This window comes from Actinoplanes philippinensis (genome assembly GCF_900113015.1).
Taxonomy (GTDB): Bacteria; Actinomycetota; Actinomycetes; order Mycobacteriales; family Micromonosporaceae; genus Actinoplanes; species Actinoplanes philippinensis.
Window position 1 is genome coordinate 91,991 of record NZ_FONV01000016.1, and the last position, 23,201, is coordinate 115,191.

Genomic DNA, 23,201 nt, shown 5'->3' on the forward strand with positions numbered 1-23,201 from the left:
TCGCCGTCGGAACCCGACCATGCGGGAGCAGCTGATGACCTGACGAAACCGCCAGTCGCACGCAGGAACGGACTTTCCGACTGTCAGTCGTGGAACTCCAAGCCGCGTGTCCGGGCCACCTCCATCAGGTGCCGCAGGTGATTCTCGTCGGCCGCAATTGCGTCGAGCCGGGCGGCCAAGTCATCGAGCACGCTTCGATCGCTGCTGTGGGCGAGGAATGCGCCCGCTTCCGAGTCGGTCCAGAAGCGCTCATGAAGGGCTGGAGCCTCGATGGCGACGACCAGCTCCGCAATCCCCTCCCAGAACGGGCCATTGGGCTCATGGCCGAGGGCGACGATCGCCTCGTCGACCGGCGTCGTGCCCGCGACCAGGTACAGACGAAATTCACCCGGCGCAAGTTCTTCTACCTCGATCGAAGTCATCCGCAGATCCTGGCAGATCAAGCGACAAGCTTTCTCCGTAGATGCGCATCACAGAAGCCAGCAGACTCAAGATCAGACGCCCTCTTCTAGCCGCTGTCCGTGGGCGACGACCGCCGACCCGCTAGCACGCGCCGTAGCCGGATCTGGTCGCGACCATCCGCGTTTGTCGATGAGTGTGCACATAATCATGGTCGGACCGGGTCGCTTCTCGCAGTGGTGACGATCCAGGTAGCCCGTTGTGGCGTGACGAGTGAGCGCAGTATCGGATCGGTGAGCAGCGCCAACGGTGCAATACGCAAAGGGTCGCCACTGTGCCACTTTGGCACGGCGGCGGCCACGACCGACCAGGCTGCTTCGGTATCGCCTGAGCGGGCGAGCTCGCGGGCCTGCTCGAGTGCCGCGGTGAACTCGGCCGGCTCGGCCGCCGCCGACGCGCCGCCGATCTCACCGAGTGAGCCCTTCACGAGCCGTTGGGCCCAAGCGCCCGGTTCTTGCTGAAGCAACAGCGGCACAAGCTCGGCACGTACTCGTTCGGCGCCGACTGCTTCGACCACGTGTGGGTGCGCCAGCACATCGTTCCGGATTCTGTGGTGCACCTGCGGCTGAAGGAACGCCGCCATGACGACAGCAAGGTACTGCCCCACTCCGGACCCTTTGCGGGCTGCCGACTCGAACCGCTCGGCCGCACCCTCAGCGTCGCCCTGAAGTGCCATCCGGCGCCCCTCGTCAACAAGCTCCGCAGCCCCCGCAGGCTCGACGGCACGCCCATCTCGGGCGTTGAGTTCCTCGAACGATTCCCGCTCGGCGGCGACCAGATCGGCGAACGAATCGAACCGGTCGCCTAAACCCGGATACCAGGACGCCCAGACGTACGCCGCCCACTCCCCGTCGTGATTGACGTCTGCGGGGTCAAGGAGCCAATAGCACGCGTCTGCGTCGCCCGACACCAGCAGCACTCGGGCCATCAGCTCATTATCCACGTCGCCCACGTCGCACATTTCGGGCTCGATATCGCGCAGCCATCCGACGTCGGCGGTAGTACGCATCGTCCACACGAACGGACCCATCTCGAGCCACCCGTCAGAGGCTTGCAAGAAGCCACGGTACCCCGGAGGGAGTGGCGCCCCGAGCCGCTGCTCAACGGCGGCGAGCGCCTCCGGACTCGCGCCGGCGAACCCGAGCCACCCGGAGGCAAGTCGTTCATCCCCAAGCTGATGAAGCCGATCAGAGTCGGCGACGCGGAGAAAATCCGCGCTGTACTCGGCGAGGTAGACCCGCCATTGCTCGGCCGTACAAGGCCGCATTCTCGAAGCCACGCCCCACTTTAGGATGACCTGCAGAAGTCCTTGATCACGCCGCCGGTCACCCATTCGTCTGCCTGTCAGCGACACTGGCCGCGCAGACATCCGGATCTGCCGCCGATCGTGTGCACCCATCCGCCACAGTCCGTCACCCTCGGTGGGCGCCCGGCGTGCCGCAGCCGACGTTCTGGCAGAAAGGTGGCGATCCGTACGGCTTGCCGTGTGACTGATTCGGTTGTCCCGGCGTGACGCGACGACTACGTTGGCAGCCGGTTAATACAGGCGGAGGCCGGCTTCATGACGAACGGCGAGGATGATTCTGATCTGATCGACGATCCAAGCGAACTGACCATATGGTTTGAACTTCTCGACCCCATTCAAGTCCACACCTACGACGATGCACCGATCCGGGACGACTACAGCAACATCTACTTCGTGGGCACCGGCAAGTCGCGTGCTCACGCGGGCCGATTAGGTCGACGCCCGGATTGCATCCCCGCGGATGCTCAAGCGCATTGGTCCCATGATCCATGGACGGGGTCGCTGCCTCCCACAATCCCGAGGTGTGTCGATTGTGTGACGAAGCATCCTGTCTCTCGAACGACCAACTAGGTACACAACGTCCTCATTTGCCGCGATCCGCTCGCCACCCAGCACCACGACGGGCCGGAGGTGGCTGGCGCCCGCTCGTGCCGATGTGCGCCGCGGACTGGACGGGGTCAGGAATCAGCCAAGGCGTTCTGCTGGCGAAGCCACAGGCGCCGAATCCATGGATTGGCGCTGGCGGTCGGCTCCGTCAATGGCAGGTGCGTAGGCGCTGTCTCGATCAGATGAAGGAGGGTCCAGGCCAGCCCGAAGCACCCATCCGCGCCGAACGAACCGGATAAGAGTGCTGCCTCGGCATCATTGATCGGCCGTTCTATCGCGTGCAGCGCTTGCTCAAGACTGTCGAACGCGGCGTCGCCCTCTTCGGAGTTATCGTCCTCTGACGGAAGCGGTCCCAGGTCAACGAAGCGCCGCACCTCGGTACGAATGGTCAACTCGACTCCCGCGATCGCGTTAGCACCCTGACGGAGGGCATAGAGCGAGCGTAACTTCCAGCCGTCACCGCCAGCATCCGCATCTGCCGCGTCAAGTGCGCGCTCGTGGGCGGCCGCCGCAGCCGCGCCGGTGGTTACGTTCTGACTATCGAGCGCCGTGCGGTGCTGACGAGGGGCGCTTGATCTTGACGCGCCCTCTACTCGTAGACCAGCGCCGCTCGGAACATGGCAGCCACCGTCGACCAATCTGGGCTGTCGGGAACCGGCTCCTTCAGAACGTTGGAGAAGAAGCCGTCCATGGACTTCGTCCAGCGGCCCGCGGCATCGATGAAGGCGTCTGTGGAAGGGTTTTCGGTCCAATTATCACCTTGGCGAAGCCGGGCTGCCAGGCTCACCAAATAGCGGGCGAGATCCTCGCGGCTCTCTACGGCGGCTATCTCAGGATCCTGCCAGTTCACGATGCGCACGTTACTCGAGCGCGCTCTGCCGGCGTCCGGATCTGCCGCCGATAGCGCTTCGCCTCGGTCCGCGGCTCGGGACAAGTGGGATGACGCCCAGTCGTGCGAAGTAGCGGTTACTCGGCCCTGGGGGACTCGTACTTGCGTAGGCGGTGGGCCTCAGCGGCGGGGCGTTGGATTCACCATGGCATACCCGTCCCTGGGGAGGATGATGAGTGGGTGCGGGTCTTGTTCGATGACGACGTTGCCGTGGCGTTCCACTCCTTCTCTTTCGAGAGCGATCCCGACGATGACGACGACGAGCGTGAGGAGCTGGACAGTCGCGCGGGTCAGATGAACGGAATCTGTGGTGCGGCGATCCCCGGCGTTCTCGAGTTCATCACTGGTCTGCACACCGGCGATGTGCCGGTGCGTATCGAGATGCACGATAGCGAGCCGGAGGTCGATCCGGTCTGGCAGGAGGTTGTCGAGGCCTCGTTCAGGCCACGGGGTCCCGGGGTGTTCCTCGGCATCTGGGGGGACGCCGCGGTACCGCTACCGGATCTGGAGGTCCGTGATTATCGGGCGCGTTTCTGCGGAGTCGGCTTCGACAACGACGACGACGGGATCACCGACCCTCCGGAGCGTTATCTGCTCCAGTTCTGGCCGGCGCTCCCGGCACCCGACGTGATTGTGAGGCAGAGCAGCAGTGGGGCCGCGTACTGGCATCAGGTTGCACAGCAAACTCCGGTACCTCCACCCGCCGAGGAACGAGCGGCTGCCCGGCAACAGAAACGCGCCGAGCAGGAACGTCAGCGTCGCGAAGAATATGAGCGGTTCCGCCGTGCGGACGAGGCGCGCTATTGGGGCGGCCGGGCTCCCGACAGTGACAGCCTGCGAGACATCGCACCCCGCGCCGTGGGGCTGGCCCGCATCGACCGGGATCTGGTCGACGAGATCGCCGCGGCCGGCCCCGTCTCGCAGCGCGCCATGGCGGCCTGGGCCGCCCGGGAAACCTGCCGCCGAGCCGGCATGGCCGAACTGGCCTGGGTTTCTGAGGCACTCGACGCGCTGGACAGCGGCGACCCTCCACCAGCATCGTTCGCCACTTTCGACGACGCGTTCGCCCGATGGCACGATGTCTCGCCGGAGGAGCTAACCCACTACAGCAGCGTGAGCATCGGCGCCCGCAGTGAGCAGCCGAAGATTGCGCCCGAGGTGTTGGCGATGCACGCTGGTGTCTTCGCGAGGGAGGACAACCCCCTGGAGGCAGCTGTCGACACGGTGAAGACAGCAGCACAGGTCATCCCGGAGGAGAAGGCTGCGGTGATCGCCGCATTTCGGGCCAAATTTGGACTTCCGCAGCCCAGCTCGCCGTGATGACGCCGAATAGGGCCCTGCCAATGTTCAAGTCGCCAGGGCACTGGAAGATGGGCACGGTTCCGAGCCGGTCGATGTACGAGATCCTCGGCATTCGCTGAGTAGGAAATCCTCTTCTGCAACTGGGCGCGCGGTCGCTATCCGTCAGAGCCGCCGTCGGGGCATTTCTGGCCGGCGCGGCCCAGCGGCCCGATGGCGAGTTGTCCGGGTCGCTGGTGGTCCACTGCCGGGGAGCGCGTCGCCGGCCGCTCTACGCTTTCCCCGCCGCATCCAGACGTGCCACCTCCCGCACCGCAGCGGCGACCGCGGCGAAGTCCTTCTTCAGGATCGCGCCGTGGTTGCTGTCGACCTTCGCGCTGACCCGGATGTTGCCGTTGCGGGCCGTCACCCGGTCCAGGCTGGTCCGGATCCGTTCCTGTTCGTCGCCCTTACTGCCGAGCGAAGCGCCGGAGGCGACCACGTAGCGTGTCGGCACCGTGATCGCCTCCAGCACCGGTCCGAGTTCGCGCTCACGGGAGATCCGGCCGAGTTCGATGTTGCTGTCCGCCTGCTGGTCGGCGCTCATCCGCGGAGCCAGCCCGGTCGGGCGCAACAGCGGCAGGAACCAGCCCATCCGGCGAAACAGGGTACGGATCCGCCGCTCCATCGCCTCGTCCAGCCAGTCGTACGGGTATGCGCCGTCAACAAGCACCGCGCCGATCGCCCGCTGCGGGTTGCGGCTGGCCCAGTGCGCTCCCACGAACGCCCCGTACGACCAGCCCACCACCAGCGCCCGCCGCACGCCCCGGGCATCAAGGACCGCGTCCACGTCCCGCACGGCCGCCTCGAACGAGTAGTCAGCCGACCGCTGCGACTTGCCGCGGGCGCGTTCGTCGAAGGTGATGTGCCGCCAGTCCTGCGTGCCCAGCTCGGCCACCACCCGCCGCCAGTACCCCTGCGTCGCGAACTGCCCGTTCAGATACACGACCGGGACGCCGTCGCCGCCGCTGTCGGTCACGGCCAGGGCGGTGTCGTCAACGTCAACCATGCTTTTTGTCATGCGCCTACCATCAGGGACCGCCCTGACACGGCACCGCCACCGCCCTGACACGGCCGGTCCCGGCGTGACACGTCCCGGCGCGGACGGTGATCCGCGCGCAGGTACGCCATTGCCGGCCGGCGACGCCGAACAGCTCCGTCACCTGCGGGTGCACGCCGTGTTCGGCCGGCTACGGTCGACGAGCAACCGCACCACCACGGTGGTGTCCGCAGGCCCTCGGTGCGCGACGCGGCCACGGCTACGTTGGGGGCGTCGGCCGATTCGGTCTTGCGGCCCTGCCCGGTCGGGGAGCGGCGTTTCTCCGTGGGCCGGACGGACGGGTTGCGGATCAGGGCTCTGGCCGGCGCCGCGGATTGCGGTACGCCGGCCAGAGTCCTGTTTGAGCCGTCAGCGTGGACTTATACGCAGGTCACGCCGTTGAGTTTCACGGTCGCCGGGGCACTGGCCGTACCGTTGGCGGTGAATCCGACCGCGACCGAGGCGCCTGCGGCGAGCGACGGTGAGTAGCTCGGCGCGGCCGCGGTGACAGTGGTGCCGCTCTGGGTGACGGTGGCGTTCCAGCCGTTGACGAGGGTGACGCCGGACGGCCAGGTCCAGGTCACCTGCCACGGGTTGGCCGCGGAGCCGCCGCTGTTCTTGACGGTGAGCTGGCCCTGGAAGCCGCCCTGCCAGCTGTTGTCCTGGCGGTAGGTGGCGGTGCAGGCCCCGGCGGGGACCGGCGGGGTGGACACCGACGCGGACGCCGACGGCTGCGGGCCGGTGCCGCCACCGGCCGGGGGGATCAGGTACGGCTGGATGATGGCCTGCTTGGCCTGGTTGACGGTGGTCCAGTCGTCGTTGGCGATGCCGCCGGTGTCGCCGGAGTTCGGGTTCCAGGACCAGTAGGTGAAGGACATGCCGGTGACCCCGGTGCCGGTGTACTTGAGCAGCTCCTGGAGCCAGATCTTGTCGACGTTGGCCTGCAGCGTGCTGCCGAACTCGCCCATCATGATCGGGGCGATGTTCTGCTTGTAGAGGTAGCCCCAGTACTTGTCCCAGATGGCCGGCATGTTGGCCGGGTAGGCAGGGTCGTCGAACCAGGTCTGGTGGTAGACCGAGGTGGCGTATTCGTGGGGCGAGTAGACCAGCCGGTTGGGCACGTCCAGGCGTACCGGATATTGGCCGGCTTTGGAGAGGTTGCCGCCCCACCAGCCGCAGTCCTCGTCGTTGCTGGTGTCGTTGTCCCACGTGTTGTTGAGGCCGCCGCTGGGGCAGCTGACGCCCTCGACGAAGATCAGCCAGTTGGGTTGCACGGCGAGGATGGCGTTGCCGGCGCGTTCGGCGGCGAGCCGCCAGTCGCGGGCGGTGTCGCCGCAGCCCCAGCAGGAGCCGGTGGCGGCGGGGTTGGTGCCTTCGGCGTGCGGTTCGTTGTGCAGGTCGGCGCCGATGACGGTGGTGTTGCCGGCGTAGCGCTGGGCGAGGGCTTTCCAGTTGGTGATCCAGGTGCTCTCGGAGACGGCGCCGGTGTACCAGAGCGGGGACTGTCCCGCGGCGGTCGGGCGGTGCCGGTCGAGGATGATGCGCATGCCCTTGTCGCCGGCGTACGCGATCACCTTGTCGAGGATCTGCAGTGGAGAGAGCCCGACCAGGTCGGGGTTGGTGAAGTCGTTGATGCCGGTGGCGGTCGCACCGGGCTTCAGGGCGTCGTCGGAGAACGGGACGCGCAGCGTGTTGTAGCCGAGGGAGGCCATGGTGTCGATCTGGCTCTTCCACGGGTTGCTGGACCAGAGGCCGTGGAAGGTCTTGTTGTCGGTCTCCATGCCGAACCAGTTGATTCCGGTCAGGCGTACGGTCGCGCCGGTGCTGTCGACGATCTTGTTGCCGTTGGTGTGCAGGTAGCCGGTGCCGGTGCCACCTGCGGCGGCGGCCGCCGGCTGGGCCAGGGCTATGGCGGTGGCGACGGCCGCGGTCGCGAGGGCGGTGGAGCCCGCGAGCCATGGGCGGTGTTTCACTGGGGAGCTCCTTCAGGGACGGGAGGGAGATTTCGACATCGTTACATGGGAGCGCTCCCAGCACAACGCTCATCGATGGCCTGTTGACTGCCGGACCCATTCCAGCACGCCTTGCCTTCGGTGGCCGCCGAGGCCAGATCGATTTGCCTGTACGGAACAGCGCTTCGCTCGGCAACGCACGCACGTGCGGGCTGGCGGCCGAAGGGTGGCTCAACGTTCCCTCGTGGCGTCTTCTTTGAGGCCGGGGCGCCTCAGCGGCGCAGAGCCTTGCGGGCGAGTACGTTGCCGGCGAACTGCCCGGCCTGGACGATGATGATCGTGGCGACCGTGATGTAGACGACCGGCCAGTTGTAGCGTTGCGAGCCGTACGTGACCGCGAAGTCGCCGAGCCCGCCGCCACCGAACAGGCCGGCCTGGGCGGACATGTCGACCACGCCGACGAAGAGGAGCGTGTAGCCACTGCCCGATCGGGCCGAGCGGTACCGGCGCGCCAAGGACCTGTGGCTGAGCTGGGACACCCCGGCCGGCCCGGTCTCGCAGGGCGCTCTGTGGGACGAGACGACCGCGCGGCGAGTTCTTCGACGTCACCGGCCCACTCAATGTGCCGATCGGCCTACAGGGCCACCCGGTCATCGCCCAGGCAGGCGCCACCGGCGCGGGCATCGACCTGGCCGCCCGGCACGCCGACATCGTGTACGCGCCCCTGCTGCACAAGCAGTCCGCGTTCGATTACCAGGCCCGGCTGCGCGAGCGGGCGCTGGCGCACGGCCGCGAACCCGGCGACATCCGGCTGCTGCCGGGCCTGACCGTCATCCTGGGTGCGACCCCTGAGGAGGAGTACCGCAAACACGAGGCGCTGCACGGCCACCGCCGCGCTTCACGAATCCCTTAGCTGAGCGCCAGAGAGAACCCGATGCCACCCACATTTGCGTACGCGAATGGAATTCCGGGACGCCGCAAGTGCGCCCGGAGTTCCGGCCGGCACCCTGGAGTGGGTGGTCGCGCCGGTCAGCGTGACGGCAGGCCCAGGCGTTCCAGGGTTTCGCGGAGCCGGTGCCGGCCGGCCATCGTCTCCGGCCCGCGCAGGCGGGTCAGCACCCGGTCGCTCCAGCCGCCGGGCAGCCCGAACCTGTTGTTGTACGCCGCCAGCCGCTCGTCGTAGGTGTCGATGTGCCGGTCCGCGGTCTCCGCGTCGTACTGCTCCCGGTGCAGCACCGCCGCCTGCGGCAGTCGTGGCTTGACGTCCGCCTGCTCGGTGGGATCCGGCTCCCCTACGGCGAGCCCGAACGCCGCCACCGTGTGCGCCGGCAATGCCAGTTCGGCCGCCACCTGCTCGGGATGGTTGCGGATGCCGCCGACGAAGACCGAGCCGAGACCGAGCGACTCCGCGGCCACGACCGCGTTCTGCGCGGCCAGGGCGGTGTCGACGAAGCCGATGATGGTGGTCTCCAGGAAGTCGGCGGCGTGCACGTCGGTGCCGGATCGGGCGGCGAGGCGACGGGCCCGGCCCAGGTCGGCGATCCACACCAGGAACAATGGTGCCTGCGCGACGAAGGCCTGGTTGCCGGCGAGCACCGCCAGCCGCTTTCTGCGGTCCGGGTCGCGGACCGCGACGACGCTCCACGGTTGCAGGTTGGACGAGGTCGGCGCGGACTGCGCGGCGGCGATCAGCGCGGTCAGCTCATCGTCGGTGACGTCGCGCGCGCCGAACTTGCGCACCGAGCGGCGGGCGAGCAGCGACGTGAGGACGTCATTGGCCACGCCCAGCGCTGTGGTGTGGTCGGCGTAGCGGGCGGTGAACGACATCAGCCGGCTTCCTTTCCGAAGAGGCGGCCTCGCAGAGTGGCCTGGTCGTACTCGCTCTGAAAGAGGCCGCGTTTCTGCAGGATCGGCACGACCAGGGTGGCGAAGCTCTCCAGGTCCACGGCGGTGTCCGCGGGCATGATCGTGAACCCGTCGGCGGCGCCGGCGTCGTACCAGGCCTCCAGATCGTCGGCGACCTGCTCGGCCGATCCGGCCAGCAGCCGGTGGCCGGCGCCGCCGGCGCTGCGCTGCACCAGCTCGCGCGGTGTGCGCGGGGCCTGCTGGATCAGCGCCCGGGTCGAGGCGGTGAAGCCCGCCGAGAAGGAGTGATCGGGCACGGACGGAGGCAGGTCGGCCGCGTTGATCGGGTCGTCCGGCCCGAATCGGCCCGTCGGCAGGCCCAGGTTGGCGGTGAGCGTCGCGGACAGCCGCTCGATCGGCAGCGTCGCGTAGAGGTCCTGTGCCCGCTGCTGCGCCTCCTCCGGTGTGGCGGCGACCAGCACGACCACGCCGAGCGAGACTTTCACGTCGTCGGCGTCGCGCCCGGCGAGTACGGCCCGCCGGCGGATGTCGTCGCGGAAGGCGACCGCCGTGTCCCGGGTCTGCGCGACCGTGAACACCACGTCGGCGAAGCGTGCGGCCAGCTCCAGCCCACCCGCCGAGCCACCGGCCTGCACGATCACCGGGCGGCCCTGCGGGCCCGCCGGCACCGGCAGCGGTCCGGCCACCGAGAAGAACTTACCGCGGTGGTCGAGGCGATGGATGCGTTCCGGTACGGCGTACCGTCCGCTCTTCTTGTCCGCGACGATGGCGCCCGGTTCCCAGGAGTCCCAGAGCCGGGTCACCAGGTCGAGGAACTCGTGCGCCCGCCGGTATCGGGTGTCCTTGTCGGGGTGCTCGCCGAGGCCGAAGTTCGCGGCCGCCGCCGGCGTGCCGGTGGTGACGATGTTGACCGCCGCCCGCCCCTTGGTGACGTGGTCGAGTGACTGGAAACGCCGAGCCAGGTTGTACGGCGAGTTGTAGGTGGTCGAGCTGGTGATCACCACGCCCAGGTGGGTGGTGACCGCGGCGAGGTGGCCGAGCAGGATCAGCGGGTCCAGCCCGGTGCCGGGCGCGTCCTCGATCTCGTCGCGCAGCGCCGGCCCGTCACCGAGGAACACCGCGTCGATCTTGGCGTCCTCGGCGATCGTGACGAGCCGCCGGAAGTGGTCGATGTCCAGATACGCGAGTGGGTCGACGTGCGGCAGCCGCCACGCGTGCCGGAAGTGCCCCGGTGTCATCAGCGAGAGGTTGAGATGGAATCGGGTCACGTCGCGGATCTCCATCCGAGCAAGGGCGCCAGATCGCGCGCCGTGGTGGTGAGCAGCCGCAGGTGCTCGTCGAAGTCGGGCACTCCCGGCACGAAGCTGACCAGGAGATCGGTGACATGCCGCAGCGCCGGGTCGGCGGCGAGTTCGGCGGCCAGCAGGTCGGCCGGGCCGAGCAGGGCGTGGTCGGCGTCCAGGTACTCCTCGACGCTGAGCCCGGCGACGTCGCGCTGCGAGGACAGCCAGCTCTGCCAGCGGCGTACCCCGGGGGTCACCAGCCGGACCGCCTCGGCCCGGTCGGGATGCGGATAGACCGCGCGCGACACCTGCACGCGCGGAACGCCGGCCGCCGCCGCGCGGTAGGCGTCGATCCATTCGGCCTGCTGCGACTGGGCGTCGCGGATGGTCCCGTCCCGCCAGGCGGTGGCCCGCGACAGTTGCAGCCCGTCACCCGCCTTGCCGGCCGCGACGGCCGCCGCGTGCGCGACCGAGGGATGACTGCTGGTGGCCTGCCACAGCCGCTGCCGTACCCCGGTGCCGGGCGGGTGCAGAGCCTCGCCGAGGCTGTTCAGCGGCGCCCCGTCGAGGACCGCGTGCAGCCGTGTCACGGCGGCGTCGTACAGCCGGTGCCGGTCGCCGAGGTCCTTCCCGAACGCCTCCCAGGCGCCCGGGAAGGGACCGGAGCCCACCCCCAGTTCGAGCCGGCCACCGCTGAGTTCGTCGAGGGTGGCCGCGTCCTCGGCCACCTTCAACGGGTCTTCCAGGGGCAGCACGAGCACGCCGGTGCCGAGCCGGATGCGCCGGGTGTGCTGGGCGATCGCGGCGAGCACCACCAGCGGGGCGGAGATGTGCTCCTTGCCCTGGCGGAAGTGCCGCTGGATCACCCAGCCCGAGTCGTAGCCGAGTTCCTCGGCCGCCACGAACAGGTCGATCGCCTGCCGGTATGCGACGGCCGGTGGCAGGTCGCCGTCGAGGTGCAGCAGGAAGCCGAGCCGGAACGGTCGCGGGAAGGCCATCTCAGAGCCGCAGGCCGGTGCCGTGCACACCGTGTTCGTCGATCAGCGTCAGCTCCTCCGCGGTGAGTTCCGGGAAGTCGAGCGCCTGGACGTTGTGGTCGAGCTGGGCGGTGGAGCTGGCTCCGATCAGGGCCGAGGTCACCTCCGGGCGCCGCAGCACCCACTGCAGGGCCAGCTGGGCGAGGGACTGGCCGCGCTCGGAGGCGAGCTTGTCGAGCGCGGTGGCCCGTTGCCGGTAGGTGTCGTCGATGACGTCGGGCTTGAGGAACGCGCTGTTCTGGGCTCGGGCGCCTGCCGGGATGCCGTCGAGGTACTTGTCGGTCAGCAGCCCTTGGGCCAGCGGCGAGTAGACCACCAGCCCGAAGCCGTCCGCGGCCGCCTGCTCGAGCAGGCCGTTGAGTTCCGGACGCCGGTCGAAGATCGAGTATCGGGGCTGGTGGACCAGCAGCGGTACGCCGGCGCCACGCAGCAGCCCGGCGATCTCATGGGCACGTTCGGTGTCGTAGTTGGAGACTCCGACATAGAGGGCTTTGCCTTGCTGCACTGCGCTGACCAGGGCGCCGGCCGTCTCCTCCAGTGGGGTGCTGTCGTCCTGGCGGTGGTGGTAGAAGATGTCGACGTAGTCGGTGCCGAGGTCGCGCAGGCTGTGGTCGAGGGAGCCGAGCAGCGATTTGCGGGAGCCGCCCTGCAGGTAGGGGCTCGCGCCGATCGGATTGCCGGCCTTGGTGGACAGGATCAGTTCGTCCCGGTGCGCGGCCAGGTCCCGTTGCAGGATCCGGCCGAACAGCTTCTGTGCGGCGCGGTGCGGCGGGCCGTATCGGTCGGCGTTGTCGAAGTGGGTGATGCCGAGTTCGAAGGCGTGCAGGATGATCTCGCGCTGGGTCTGGAACGGGTAGTCGGTGCCGAATTTCTGCCACAGCCCGAAGGAGAAGGCGGAGAGGTCGAGGCCGGATCTTCCGGCACGGCGGTAGGGCAGGGTGCTCATACGTGGCTCCTTCGCAGGGCGGTGGGCTGTAGTGACGGGGTGTCGCGACCGGTGTCGCGTTCCAGGAAGTGGGTGCCGGGGTCGACGATCTCGTCGATGCGGTCGAGCACCTCGTCGTCGAGCACGACGGTGGCGGCTCTCAGGTACGCCTCGAGGTGTTCGCCGGTACGAGGTCCGATGATGACGCTGCTGATCGCGGGATGGTTCAGCGCGAACGCCACCGCCAGCTGGACGAGGGTCAGCCCGTGTTTCTCGGCGAGTTGCGCGAGGGCGTCGGCGGCGGCGAGCTTGCGCTGGTTGCGTTCCAGGGCGATGTCGAAGCGTCCGGGGATCAGGTCGGCGCGTGCCGACGCGGGTTGTCCGGCGCCGAGCCGGTAGGCGCCGGAGAGCCAGCCCGCGGCGAGTGGGCCGTAGCTGAGCACGCCCACCCCGTGGTTCCGCACGACCGGGAAGACCTCGCGCTCGGCGCTGCGCACCAGCAGCGAGTAGGGCAGTTGCTCGGTGTGCGGGCCGATCAGCGAGTGGGTACGGGCCAGCCACTGGGCCTCGACGAGTTGATGGGCCGGGAAGACCGAGGTGCCGTAGTAGCGGATCTTGCCCTGGTGGATCAGGTCGTTGAGCGCCTGCAGTGTCTCCAGCAGGTCGGTATGGGGGTCGGGCCGGTGTGCCTGGTAAAGGTCGAGGTGGTCGGTGCCGAGCCGGCGCAGGCTGCCTTCGACGGCCTGGACGATCCAGCGGCGGGAGTTGCCGGCGTGCAGCGGGTTGTCGCCGATCTGGCCGTGGAACTTGGTGGCCAGGAAGACGTCGTCGCGGCGGCCCTGGATCGCCTTGCCGACGATCTGCTCCGAGACACCCTGGGCGTAGACGTCGGCGGTGTCGATCGCGGTGATGCCCGCGTCCAGCGCGGCGTGGATGATCCGGATGCTTTCGGCCTCGTCCTGCCATCGGCCGAAGTTCATGGTGCCGAGCGTGAGCGGGCTGAGCCGTACGCCGGTGCGCCCGAGCACCCGGTCGGTCTTGACGGTCATCGCGGTTCCTTTCAGAACAGTCCGGTGGTGGGGGGTTCCTCGCCGGCGAGCCGGTAGGCGCCGGCCACCGCCGTTTTCCAGTCGCGCGGGTTGTGGTTGGCGACCGTGCGGGCATTGCGCCAGTGCCGGTCGAGGGCGAGGTCCCGGTTGGTCGCCGAGCCGCCGCCGACGTCGAACAACAGCTCGGCGGCGCGCAGCGCGCTCTCCACGGCGATCACGCCGGTCTGGGCGACGGTCACCGCGGCCTCCGCGCCCGAGGCGCGTGCCCGGGCACCCTCGAGATGGCGTACGCCCTGGAGCGTCTCGGCCGCGAGCAGGACGACGGAGCGGGCGGCGTGGGCGCGGGCCGCTATCTCGCCGACCGTGTGCCGCACGTACGGGTCGTCGACGCTCTTGTCCGCCGTGCTGTGCTTGATGGGCCGGGCCCTCTCCCGGCCGAACCAGACGGCGTCGTCGAGCACGGCCGCGGCGATCCCGGCCTCCACCGCGGCGAGGTACAGCTGGGCGAACGAGCCGAGCCACGGGTTGTCCAGCCGGCTGTTGTCGCGCGGCACCACGTCCTCGGCGCTGACCCGCACATCGCGCAGCCGGGTGGTGCCGCTCGCGGTGAGCCGCTGTCCGATCGCGTCGAAGTCGTCGAGGCGTTCGACGCCGTCGCGGTCGACCGGAACGGTGAAGCCGTAGACGACCCCGTCCTCGCCCTGCGCGGTCCCGGTGAACCAGGAGGCGTAGAGGCCGCCGGTCGAGTAGTACTTCTCGCCGTTGACCAGATATCCGTCACCGTCGCGGCGGATGGTGGTGTGCACCGTGCCGTTCGCGCCTCCGCTGCGCTCGTTGTTGGTCCCGGCGAACAGGTCGCCGTCGCGCAGCCGCCGCAGGATGACCGCCCGGTTCGGCAGATCGCGGCGCGCGGCCACCTGGTTGGCGGTGAGGAAGCTGCTGCGCAGCGCCTGGGCGACATTGGAGTCGGCCCGGGCGATCGCGATGATCAGGTCGGCGACGTCGCGCAGGGTGCCGCCGGCGCCGCCGTCCGCCTCGGCGATGCCGACCAGGGTGATCCGCTGCTCGGCGAGGGCGCGGACCTCCTGGTGAGCGTAGGTGCGGGTGAGTTCGCGGTCCCGGGCGCCGGCGGCGAGGCGGCGCAGGATCGGTTCGGCGCCGGCGCGGATGCCGGCCACGGTGTACCGGAAATCGATCACTTCGGCGGTCACAGCGTGCCTCCTTCAGTAGTGCCGGGAGCGGCGATGCGGAGCGTCATGCCGGCACCGTCCGGGCGTCGCGCAGGCCGTAGGCGGCCCGCAAGGTTGCCGCCGGCGGCCTCGGGGTGAGCGCCCGCAGCACGGCGATCGCCGTCTCGGCGCTGTCCGGTACCAGTTCCAGGCCGTCGAGCAGGTGCTCGTCCGCCCAGGAGTGCAGCCGGTGCTCCAGCCCGGGCGCCACCTCCGGGCGGCTCACCTCGACCCGGCCGAGCAGGGTGACCTCGCCTCGGTCGCGGCCGGCCAGCCGCAGGGCCTGGGTCAGGACCGCATCCGTGCCGGCCGCGTCGCCACGGTTCACCACCACCACGTCGGCCACCGCCGCCACCGCCACCGGGTCCAGGACGCCGAGGTCGGCGGCGAGGACCGGGCGGCCCTGCACGGACGACGGCCCGTCCAGCGGCCCGGCGACCCGGTAGAACTCGCCCTCGTGCCGGATCGGCCGGATCAGGCTGTCCTCGGCGACCACACCGCCGTGCTGGTCGCCGACGAGCGCAGCGCGGGGAAAGGACTCCCAGAGACGGGTCAGCACCCGCGCGTACTCGCTCCAGCGCCGCACCGGGTCGGTGGCGGCGGGCACCGGCACGCCGGCCTCGCTCACCTCGTCGCCGCGGCCCGGGCGCAGCACCACACCGGCGCGGCCCGCGGTGGCCCGGTCCAGCGAGAGCACCCGTCGCGCCGTGTTGTACGGGGCGTTGCCGGTGGTCGGCAGCACCGGCAGGTAACCGACTCCCCCGTGCCGGCCGGCCAGATAGGCGGCCACCACACTCGGGTCGAGCACCCGGCCCGTGGTCGTCCGGTCGGCGAGCCGGATCGCCGCGATACCGGCCTGCTCGGCGGCGGACGCGACGGCGCCGGCTTCGGCGAGCGACGTCAGACCCGGGCCGCCGACCGCCAGGGCCAGCTGGATGGGCGTACTCATACGGCGACCTCCGGAAGTGCGGGAACGGCGAGACCGAGGTGGGCACGTAGGGTGGACCCCTCGTACTCGGTGCGGAACAGGCCGCGGCGCTGCAGCTCGGGGATGACGTGGTCGGCGAAGTCGTCGAAGCCGGACGGCAGCACGTCGGGCATGACGTTGAAGCCGTCGGCCGCTCCGGCGCGGTACCAGGTCTCGATGTCGTCGGCGATCTGTTCCGGGGTGCCGGTCACGATCCGGTGCCCGCCACCGCCGGAGAGCCGTTTCAGCAGCCGGCCGAGGGTGGGCCGGTCCCGGTCGATGATCTCCTTGACCACCCGGTAGAAGGTTTGCGAGCCGCCGGCCTCGTCCGGGTCGACGAGCAGCTCGGCCGGGATCGGCTCGTCGTCGGAGAGCCCGTCGAGGGAGATGCCGAGCTGACCGGCGAGCCGGCCGCGGGCGTACGCCGTCGGCAGGATCTCGTCGAGCAGCTCCCGACGGGCCTTGGCTTCGGCCTCGGTGCTGCCGACCACCGTGGACAGGCCGGGCAGGACCACGATCTCCTCCGGGCGCCGTCCGAACGCGACCGCTCCGGCGCGGATCTCGGCCCGGAAGTCACGGGCGTGGCCGAGGTCCTGATCCGCCGAGAAGATCACCTCGCCGATGCGCGAGGCCAGGCGGCGCCCGTCGCTGGAGCCGCCCGCCTGCACCACGACCGGCCGGCCCTGCGGTGAGACCGGGTCGTCGCGTTCGGCCCACGCCCTGACTACCTGGGCGGCGACGGCTGCCGCCCGCCGGTAGCGCCAGCCGTGGTCGGGTTCGGCGGTGCGGCCGAAGTTGCGCGCCGCGAGCGGCCCCGCCGTGGTGACCACGTTCCAGCCGAACCGGCCGCCGCTGACATGGTCGAGGTCGCCGAGGCGCCGGGCCAGTTCGACGGGATCGTTGTACGACGACGACAGGGTCCCGATCAGCCCGATCCGTTCGGTCTGCGCGGCGATGCGGGCCAGCACCGTGGTCGGCTCCAGGTTGTTGCCGGGCCGGTGCCGTACGCTCGGGTCGAGCACCGGCCCGTCGGCCAGGAAGACCGCGTCGAGCTTGGCCTGCTCGGCCTTCTTGGCGATCGCGGTGTAGTGCTCGATGCGGTAGGCGGCGAGACCGTCGGTGCCCGGAAAACGCCACGAGCCGCCGAAGACACCGGCGTTGAGGATGTTGACGTTGATGTGCAGCACGCGCGCTCCTAGCTCTGCACGGCGGGCACCAGGTCCGCGCCGGGGACGGCCGCCAGCAGCTGGCGGGTGTATTCGTGGGCCGGCGCGGCGAACACCTGCTCGACCGGTCCGCTCTCGACGACCCGGCCGTCCTTCATCACGGTCACGTCATCGGCGATCAGGCGCACCACCCCGAGGTCGTGGGTGACGAAGGCGTAGCTGAGGCCGAGTTCGGCCTGCAGATCGACCAGCAGTTGCAGGATCTGCGCCTGCACCGACACGTCCAGAGCGCTGACCGCCTCGTCGAGGATCAGCACCTTCGGGTTCAGGGCGAGCGCGCGGGCGATGGCGACACGCTGGCGCTGACCGCCGGAGAGCTGGGCCGGCAGCCGGTGCAGGTACGTCTCGTCGAGCGCCACGTCGTGCAGCAGGTCGCGGACCCGCTCGTCGGAGGGCAGGCCGAACGCCTTCAGCGGTTCGGCGATCAGCTTGCGGACGGTGAATCGCGGGTCGAGTGAGGTGAACGGGTTCTGGAAGACGAACTGCAGGTCGCGGCGGACCTCGCGCAGCTGTTTGCGGTTCAGTCCGGTCAGCTCACGGCCGTGCAGTTGAACGCTGCCGGCGTCGGCATTGGTGAAGCCGGCCAGGATGCCGGCGAGCGTGGATTTGCCGGCACCGGACTCGCCCACGATGGCGTGCGTGGTGCCCTCCCGCACGATCAGATCTGCCCTGTCGAGCGCACGCAGGTCGCGGTAGTTCTTCGTGAGACCGGCGGCTCGCAGCACGACGGCTCCGGAGCTGTCCGGCCGTACCGTCCGGGTGGGTTGCAGGCGGCCGGCGTGCCGGGACGGCGCCGCGGCGAGCAACCGTCGCGTGTATTCGCTGGTGGCGTCCGTCAGGATGCGCGTGACCGGACCCTGTTCGACGATTTCGCCGTGCTGCATCACCAGAATCCGGTCGCTGCGCTCCAGCGCTACGCCGAGGTCGTGGGTGACCAGCAGGATGCCGATGCCGAGTTGCTCGCGCAGGCCGGCCAGGTGGTCCAGGATGCGTTTCTGGACGGTGACGTCGAGAGCGCTGGTCGGCTCGTCCGCCACGATGATCTTCGGCTGGCCGGCGAGCGCGATCGCAATCAGGGCTCGCTGTTTCATACCGCCGCTGAGCTGGTGCGGGTACTGGCCGAAGACTCGCTCGGCGTCGGCGAGCCCGGCGGTGCGCAGGCTCTCCAGCGCGGCCTGCCGGTAGTGCGTGGCCGGGGCGCCCTTGGGCCGGTTGAAGCGGACCGCCTCGACGACCTGCTGACCGACCTTCTTGACCGGGTTGAGTGAGGCGTTCGGGTCCTGCGGGATGAAACCGACGTAGTTTCCGCGCACCAGTGCCATCCGGCGGTCGTTCCAGCCGGTGACGTCCACGTCGGAGTACTCGATCGAGCCGGATCGGATTCGCGCGGCGGCCGGGAGCAGGCCGAGCGCGCCCTGGATGAGGGTGGTCTTGCCGGAACCGGACTCGCCTACCAGCGAGACGAACTCGCCGGGCTCGACGTGCAGGCTCACCCCGCGCACCGCGGGCGTCCCGTCGCGGCGCCCGGTGCGGTAGTCGACGGCCAGGTCGGTGATCCGCAGCAGTGGGTCGGACATCAGCGGTTCTCCTTGCGCAACGAGGTGCTGATCCGGTGGGTGGCGATGACGACGACCGCCAGCGCCAGGCCGGGAAGGATCGACGCCCACGGGTGAACCGCCACGTAGTCGCGGCCTTCGGCGACGAGCAGCCCCCATTCCGGCTGCGGCGGCGGCGCGCCGTAGCCGAGGAAGCCGAGCGAGGCGACGGCGAGCACGCCGGTGCCGACTTCGAGCGCGGCGAGCGCGATGACCGAGCTCAGCGAGTTGGGTACGACGTGGCGCACCATCACGCCGAGCCGGCCGACGCCCAGGCCGTAGGCGGCCCGGACGTAGTCCTGGTTCACCACGGTGAGCACCTGTGCCCGCATGACCCGGGCGAACGAGGCGATCGAGGAGATGCCGACGGCCAGGGCGATGTTGTTGGTGGAGTAACCGAGGACCGAGACGATCACCATGGCCAGCAGCAGGCTGGGGATGGCCAGGAAGACGTCGACCACTCGCATGATGGCGGTGTCGACGAGGCCACCGGCGAAGCCCGCCGACAGGCCGACGACGGCGCCGAGGCCGAAGGCGATGAGCACGGCGAGCAGGGTGGCGGTGAGCGTGGTGCGGGCGCCGTAGACACTGCGCGCGAACAGGTCCCGGCCGAGCCGGTCGGTGCCGAACCAGTGCTCGGCGCTGGGCGGCACGAAGCTGGCGGTGGTGTCCCCGGCAAACGGGCTGTGATCGGTGAACACGCTGGGGAACAGCGCCCAGCCGATCACGATCAGCACGACGATCCAGGACAGGACCAGGACCGGCTGCCGGATCAGGTCGCCGAGGCGGCGCGAGTGTGCGCGGATCCGGGCGGGTCCGGCCCAGCCGGTGGCCAGAGCGGTCATGCGGTCCCTCCGGTTGTCAGGGTGGCCCGCAACCGTGGATCGAGGACCGGGCAGATCAGGTCGACGACCAGGTTGATCAGGGCGAAGCTGGCCGCGACGAGCACCACGATTCCGGCGACGAGGGGTACGTCGAGGGTGTTGATGGCGGTCTGGGTCATCCGGCCGATGCCTTGGCGGGCGAAGACCGTCTCGGTGATGACGGAGCCGGCGATCAGGTTGCCGAAGGTGACACCGGCGATGGTGAGAGCCGGCAGGCTGGCGTTGCGGAACACGTCGCGCACCAGGATGCTGCCGCGGGTGGCGCCTTTGGCCCAGCTGGTGGTGACGTAACCGGAGTGCAGTTCGGTGCCGAAGCTGCGCACGAGCAGCTGGGCGATCGGTCCGGCCACCGGGACGGCGAGGGTGATCAGCGGCAGGATCAGGCTTCTGACGCCGTCGTCGCCGAAGGACGGGAACCAGCCGAGCCGGAAGGAGAAGATCTGCAGGACCAGGATTCCGGAGAGGAAGACCGGCACCGAGACCGCGCCGGACGGCAGGGCTTCGACGAGGTTGCGCAGCCAGGGCCGCCGGGTCGCGGTCGCGACCAGAGCGATGCCGAAGGCGATCAGTACGGCGAGCACGAGCGCGCCGGAGGCGAGTACCAGGGTGCTGGGCAGCACATCGAGGATCGCCCGGGTGACCGGTTTGCCGGACTGCACGGAGTTGCCGAAGTCACCGATGACGGCGTGCCCGAACCGGTCCAGGTACTGCAGCACGACCGGCTTGTTGAATCCGTAGTTCGCCGCCACCTGCGCCTTGACCTCGTCCGGGATCGCGTTGATCTCGGCGGGGTCGAACAGCAGGTCCACCGGGTTCGCCGGCAGCACGAAGAGCAGGACGAAGGTGACGGTGAACGCCGCCCAGACCACGAACAGGGCCCGGCCGACCTTCAGCGCGACATAGCGAAGCACGACGCTCCCCTCTGCTGGGGTGGCCGCCGGTGCGTCCGGCGGCCACCGGCGGTCACTTGCCGTTGCTCTTCCACGCGTTGACGAAGTGGTTGCGCGACTGGGCGTCGAAGACGATGCCGTGCACGTAGTCGGCGTGGGCGATCACCTGCGACGGGTTGTAGATCGGGTTGACCAGCGCGTACTTCTCCACCAGCAGGTCCTGGGCGGTCTTGGCGTACGCGGCGCGCTTGGTCGCGTCCAGAGTGGTCTCGAGGTTGTCGAGCGCCGCGGTGACCTCGGTGACATCGATGCCGGTGGAGGCGCCCTGGGTGAGGAAGCTGCTGTTGCCCAGCTTCGGGTTGTAGACCAGGTTCAGCGCGGCGGGGTCGTTGCGGGACCGGTTGGCGGCGGTGACGTTCCAGTCGGTCTTCGCCTTGGCGACCTGGGCCGCGTAGTCAGGGATCGGCACGACGGTCAGCTGCAGGTCCACACCGATCTTCTGCAGATCCTGCTGCACCGACTCGTACGCGGGCTTGTTGACCACCAGGTTGCTGATGCCGAGCAGCTTGACCTGCAGCCGCTTGCCGTCCTTGACCCGGATGCCGTCCGCCCCGGGCTTCCACCCGGCGTTGTCGAGCAGGCTCTTGGCCTGCTCCGGGTCGTGCTTGAGCACCGAGCCGCTGTAGTCGACGTAGCCCTGCACCGACTTGTTCAGCACCGACGTGGCGATCGAGTAGGAGTCGGTGAGCACTGTCTTCTCGATCGCCGAGCGGTCCCACCCGAGTTGGATGGCTTTGCGGACGGCGATGTCGTCGGTCGGGAAGAGCTGGGAGTTGAAGTTGAAGTAGATGGCGGTGCCGGAGACGCTGCGCGAGATGATTTTGAAGCCCTGGTCGGCGAGCGGCTTCTCGTCGGTGGTGCCGACGTCGAGGGTGGCGTCGATGGTCCCGGAGGCGAGCGAGCCGGTGCGGACGCTGGCCTCCGGGATGGTGTTGAGGACGACCCTGTCGAGGTAGGCCTCGCCCTGGTGCTGGAGCGACGGCGGGGCCCAGTTGTAGCCCTTGCGCTTGACCAGGACGGTCTTGACCTGCTCCTCCCACGACTCGTAGACGAACGGGCCGGTGCCGATCACCTTGGTCGGGTCGGTGCGCTCCTTGTCGGAGAGTTTGAGGGTGGCCGGCGACAGGAAGCCGGGCTGCGCGTTCGCGGTGAACGAGGACGCCTGCAGGAAGCTGGCCAGGGGCTTGGCGAAGCGAACTACCGCGGTGTATTCGTCCGGCGTCGTCGTCTCGATGTAGCCGGGCAGCAGGACCGCGCCGTTCGGGTTGATGCCGAGTTTCTGGTCACCGCGCACGTACTGGTCGAAGTTCGCCTTGACGGCGGCGGCGTTGAACGGGGTGCCGTCGCTGAAGGTGACGTCCTTGCGCAGGTGGAAGGTGAACTCGGTGAGGTCGGTGTTGTACTGCCAGGATTCGGCGAGCCAGGGGGTGATCTCGCCGGTGTCGGGGTCCTGCCAGGTGAGTTTGTCGGTCACGTTGTTGCCGATCAGCGATTCGGCGTAGTTGGTGCCCCAATGGGGGTCGGGGCTGCGCTGATAGTCGATCAGGGCGAACTGCAGGGTGCCACCGCGAACCGGTTCACCGTTGTCAGCGGCTTCGGCGCCCGAGCCGCCGCGGGTGACGGCGAACCCGATCCCGGCGGCGAGCAGGACCGCGAGGGTCGCTGCGCCCGCGATCCAAGGCCATCGTCGACGATGGGACTCAGCACTTTCGATGGAATTGCGTAGTTCAGACATGGTCTGCCCCCAGCTCGATCGGGGTCGGATGGCGAAGAGAGACGGCCGGCGGCAGGTTGGCGGCCAAGGTCTGGCCAAACTATAAGCCCTATAGGTTCAGTAGGATAATCCTTGTCCCGCGACTCAGGACGGATCCCTTGACGGGCTCGATGCACGCCCGGCAGGGCGAGCCACTCGCCGCCCGCGATCCTTCACCAGCCACCCCGACCCTGGTCGGCGGCAGCCTCAGGAACCGCTCCCTGCGGTCAGATCCCGCGGCCGGCTCCAGATGTCGCCGCACCGCTCACAGGTCGCCTCCGGGATCACGCCGAGACGCATCAGAACCGCGAAGATCCGGCAACCGAGGCAGTACGCGAACACCGCCTCCAGAGTTGCCGCGGCCGCCACCGCCCCGAGAAGCACATAGGCGGCTGGACGCTTGTCGAATCCCAGCGCCAGCACGGCCGCGCTCACCGACAGCGCCGCACCGATGCCCTGAGCGAAGCGCTTCGGCGGACCGGGAACGAGCTTGGCCGGCAACCGCAGACGGGGCGTGATCACTCGGGTGACCAGCTGCCCGAGCGGGCTCAGGGTCGGACCGGTCAGCACGCGTGCCACGAAGCCGTATGCGATCACCGCGGACAGCCACGGCAGGTCGAACGCGATGGACACCAGGCACATCGCGCCCACACCGGCCGCGACCAGCCGCGCCGACACCTCGTTGACCGGGTCCGGGAAGTCGAACAACCGGCGCACCTTCTTTTGACCATTATTCATATAGGCATGGTAGGCATGGCGGCCGGTCCGAGGTCGCGGGCCGGCACGATGCTCGCTACCGTGACACCTACAAAACCGATAGGTTTTATGGAGTGACGTCAGCCGCAGCC

General features: G+C 69.3%; 21 protein-coding genes and 1 pseudogene. 2 read left to right on the forward strand and 20 right to left on the reverse strand.

Going from position 1 to position 23,201, the window contains the following annotated elements:
* Positions 1-83 precede the first annotated feature (83 nt).
* From BM290_RS36590 to BM290_RS36600, 4 genes are all read right to left on the reverse strand, one after another.
* Positions 84-422: an Imm51 family immunity protein gene (locus tag BM290_RS36590; RefSeq protein WP_143134049.1), complete on the reverse strand. Its 339-nt coding sequence runs from the start codon at positions 420-422 to the stop codon at positions 84-86.
* Positions 423-607: 185 nt separating this feature from the next.
* Positions 608-1,858 (reverse strand): SMI1/KNR4 family protein, encoded by a 1,251-nt coding sequence (locus tag BM290_RS36595; RefSeq protein ID WP_342352061.1) that lies wholly within the window; start codon positions 1,856-1,858, stop codon positions 608-610.
* A gap of 584 nt (positions 1,859-2,442) precedes the next feature.
* The gene (locus BM290_RS47680) at positions 2,443-2,763 is read right to left on the reverse strand and encodes a hypothetical protein (RefSeq protein ID WP_143134051.1); all 321 of its coding nucleotides are present in this window, start codon (positions 2,761-2,763) and stop codon (positions 2,443-2,445) included.
* A gap of 197 nt (positions 2,764-2,960) precedes the next feature.
* Positions 2,961-3,221 (reverse strand): DUF7660 family protein, encoded by a 261-nt coding sequence (locus BM290_RS36600; protein WP_093620645.1) that lies wholly within the window; start codon positions 3,219-3,221, stop codon positions 2,961-2,963.
* Between the two features lie 228 nt (positions 3,222-3,449).
* Here BM290_RS36600 and BM290_RS36605 point away from each other — a divergent pair, with 228 nt between their 5' ends.
* Positions 3,450-4,580, forward strand: coding sequence for a hypothetical protein (locus BM290_RS36605; RefSeq protein WP_218163310.1), 1,131 nt, complete (start codon positions 3,450-3,452; stop codon positions 4,578-4,580).
* A 250-nt stretch (positions 4,581-4,830) separates the two neighbouring features.
* Here BM290_RS36605 and BM290_RS36610 read toward each other — a convergent pair whose 3' ends face one another.
* The 3 genes from BM290_RS36610 to BM290_RS36620 form a co-directional block, all read right to left on the reverse strand.
* Positions 4,831-5,607, reverse strand: coding sequence for an alpha/beta fold hydrolase (locus BM290_RS36610; RefSeq protein WP_239144001.1), 777 nt, complete (start codon positions 5,605-5,607; stop codon positions 4,831-4,833).
* 410 nt (positions 5,608-6,017) lie between these two features.
* Complete coding sequence (locus tag BM290_RS36615; protein ID WP_093620536.1) at positions 6,018-7,610, reverse strand: cellulase family glycosylhydrolase; 1,593 nt, start codon at positions 7,608-7,610, stop codon at positions 6,018-6,020.
* A gap of 251 nt (positions 7,611-7,861) precedes the next feature.
* Complete coding sequence (locus tag BM290_RS36620; RefSeq protein WP_177320043.1) at positions 7,862-8,104, reverse strand: hypothetical protein; 243 nt, start codon at positions 8,102-8,104, stop codon at positions 7,862-7,864.
* 83 nt (positions 8,105-8,187) lie between these two features.
* Between BM290_RS36620 and BM290_RS36625 the strand changes: the two are divergent.
* Positions 8,188-8,502 (forward strand): annotated as a pseudogene (locus tag BM290_RS36625) (LLM class flavin-dependent oxidoreductase); the annotation flags it as partial.
* A gap of 116 nt (positions 8,503-8,618) precedes the next feature.
* Here the strand turns inward: BM290_RS36625 and BM290_RS36630 are convergent.
* The 13 genes from BM290_RS36630 to BM290_RS36690 form a co-directional block, all read right to left on the reverse strand.
* Positions 8,619-9,416, reverse strand: a complete 798-nt coding sequence (locus BM290_RS36630; protein WP_093620538.1) for an NADPH-dependent oxidoreductase — start codon at positions 9,414-9,416, stop codon at positions 8,619-8,621.
* On the reverse strand, positions 9,416-10,723 hold the full coding sequence (locus tag BM290_RS36635; protein ID WP_093620646.1) for an NtaA/DmoA family FMN-dependent monooxygenase: 1,308 nt from the start codon (positions 10,721-10,723) through the stop codon (positions 9,416-9,418). Before BM290_RS36635 ends, BM290_RS36630 begins: the two co-directional genes overlap by 1 nt.
* Positions 10,720-11,736, reverse strand: coding sequence for an LLM class flavin-dependent oxidoreductase (locus tag BM290_RS36640; protein WP_093620539.1), 1,017 nt, complete (start codon positions 11,734-11,736; stop codon positions 10,720-10,722). The genes BM290_RS36635 and BM290_RS36640 overlap by 4 nt, the downstream gene beginning before the upstream one ends.
* A 1-nt stretch (position 11,737) precedes the next feature.
* The gene (locus tag BM290_RS36645) at positions 11,738-12,721 is read right to left on the reverse strand and encodes an aldo/keto reductase (protein WP_093620540.1); all 984 of its coding nucleotides are present in this window, start codon (positions 12,719-12,721) and stop codon (positions 11,738-11,740) included.
* Positions 12,718-13,749: an aldo/keto reductase gene (locus BM290_RS36650; RefSeq protein ID WP_093620541.1), complete on the reverse strand. Its 1,032-nt coding sequence runs from the start codon at positions 13,747-13,749 to the stop codon at positions 12,718-12,720. The genes BM290_RS36645 and BM290_RS36650 overlap by 4 nt, the downstream gene beginning before the upstream one ends.
* Positions 13,750-13,760: 11 nt before the next feature.
* A complete protein-coding gene (locus tag BM290_RS36655) occupies positions 13,761-14,960 on the reverse strand; it encodes an acyl-CoA dehydrogenase family protein (RefSeq protein WP_093620542.1) in 1,200 nt (399 codons plus the stop codon).
* Between the two features lie 43 nt (positions 14,961-15,003).
* The gene (locus BM290_RS36660) at positions 15,004-15,927 is read right to left on the reverse strand and encodes an LLM class flavin-dependent oxidoreductase (RefSeq protein ID WP_093620543.1); all 924 of its coding nucleotides are present in this window, start codon (positions 15,925-15,927) and stop codon (positions 15,004-15,006) included.
* A complete protein-coding gene (locus tag BM290_RS36665) occupies positions 15,924-17,132 on the reverse strand; it encodes an LLM class flavin-dependent oxidoreductase (RefSeq protein WP_093620544.1) in 1,209 nt (402 codons plus the stop codon). The genes BM290_RS36660 and BM290_RS36665 overlap by 4 nt, the downstream gene beginning before the upstream one ends.
* A gap of 8 nt (positions 17,133-17,140) precedes the next feature.
* A complete protein-coding gene (locus tag BM290_RS36670) occupies positions 17,141-18,748 on the reverse strand; it encodes a dipeptide ABC transporter ATP-binding protein (RefSeq protein ID WP_093620545.1) in 1,608 nt (535 codons plus the stop codon).
* Positions 18,748-19,611 carry an ABC transporter permease gene (locus BM290_RS36675; protein WP_093620546.1) on the reverse strand — a complete coding sequence of 288 codons (864 nt, stop codon included), beginning with the start codon at positions 19,609-19,611 and terminating at the stop codon, positions 18,748-18,750. Before BM290_RS36675 ends, BM290_RS36670 begins: the two co-directional genes overlap by 1 nt.
* Positions 19,608-20,561, reverse strand: a complete 954-nt coding sequence (locus BM290_RS36680; RefSeq protein WP_093620547.1) for an ABC transporter permease — start codon at positions 20,559-20,561, stop codon at positions 19,608-19,610. Before BM290_RS36680 ends, BM290_RS36675 begins: the two co-directional genes overlap by 4 nt.
* A 52-nt stretch (positions 20,562-20,613) precedes the next feature.
* Positions 20,614-22,335 (reverse strand): ABC transporter substrate-binding protein, encoded by a 1,722-nt coding sequence (locus BM290_RS36685; protein ID WP_093620548.1) that lies wholly within the window; start codon positions 22,333-22,335, stop codon positions 20,614-20,616.
* A gap of 225 nt (positions 22,336-22,560) precedes the next feature.
* The gene (locus BM290_RS36690; protein WP_093620549.1) at positions 22,561-23,091 is read right to left on the reverse strand and encodes a DUF4395 domain-containing protein; all 531 of its coding nucleotides are present in this window, start codon (positions 23,089-23,091) and stop codon (positions 22,561-22,563) included.
* Positions 23,092-23,201: the final 110 nt, after the last annotated feature.

Bases quoted from the DNA above. Each gene is read 5' to 3' on its own strand.
- BM290_RS36590 (WP_143134049.1), bottom strand. From the start codon at position 422: ATGACTTCGATCGAGGTAGAAGAACTTGCGCCGGGTGAATTTCGTCTG.
- BM290_RS36595 (WP_342352061.1), bottom strand. From the start codon at position 1,858: ATGGGTGCACACGATCGGCGGCAGATCCGGATGTCTGCGCGGCCAGTG.
- BM290_RS36610 (WP_239144001.1), bottom strand. From the start codon at position 5,607: ATGGTTGACGTTGACGACACCGCCCTGGCCGTGACCGACAGCGGCGGC.
- BM290_RS36630 (WP_093620538.1), bottom strand. From the start codon at position 9,416: ATGTCGTTCACCGCCCGCTACGCCGACCACACCACAGCGCTGGGCGTG.
- BM290_RS36640 (WP_093620539.1), bottom strand. From the start codon at position 11,736: ATGGCCTTCCCGCGACCGTTCCGGCTCGGCTTCCTGCTGCACCTCGAC.
- BM290_RS36645 (WP_093620540.1), bottom strand. From the start codon at position 12,721: ATGAGCACCCTGCCCTACCGCCGTGCCGGAAGATCCGGCCTCGACCTC.
- BM290_RS36650 (WP_093620541.1), bottom strand. From the start codon at position 13,749: ATGACCGTCAAGACCGACCGGGTGCTCGGGCGCACCGGCGTACGGCTC.
- BM290_RS36660 (WP_093620543.1), bottom strand. From the start codon at position 15,927: ATGAGTACGCCCATCCAGCTGGCCCTGGCGGTCGGCGGCCCGGGTCTG.
- BM290_RS36670 (WP_093620545.1), bottom strand. From the start codon at position 18,748: ATGTCCGACCCACTGCTGCGGATCACCGACCTGGCCGTCGACTACCGC.
- BM290_RS36675 (WP_093620546.1), bottom strand. From the start codon at position 19,611: ATGACCGCTCTGGCCACCGGCTGGGCCGGACCCGCCCGGATCCGCGCA.
- BM290_RS36685 (WP_093620548.1), bottom strand. From the start codon at position 22,335: ATGTCTGAACTACGCAATTCCATCGAAAGTGCTGAGTCCCATCGTCGA.
- BM290_RS36690 (WP_093620549.1), bottom strand. From the start codon at position 23,091: ATGAATAATGGTCAAAAGAAGGTGCGCCGGTTGTTCGACTTCCCGGAC.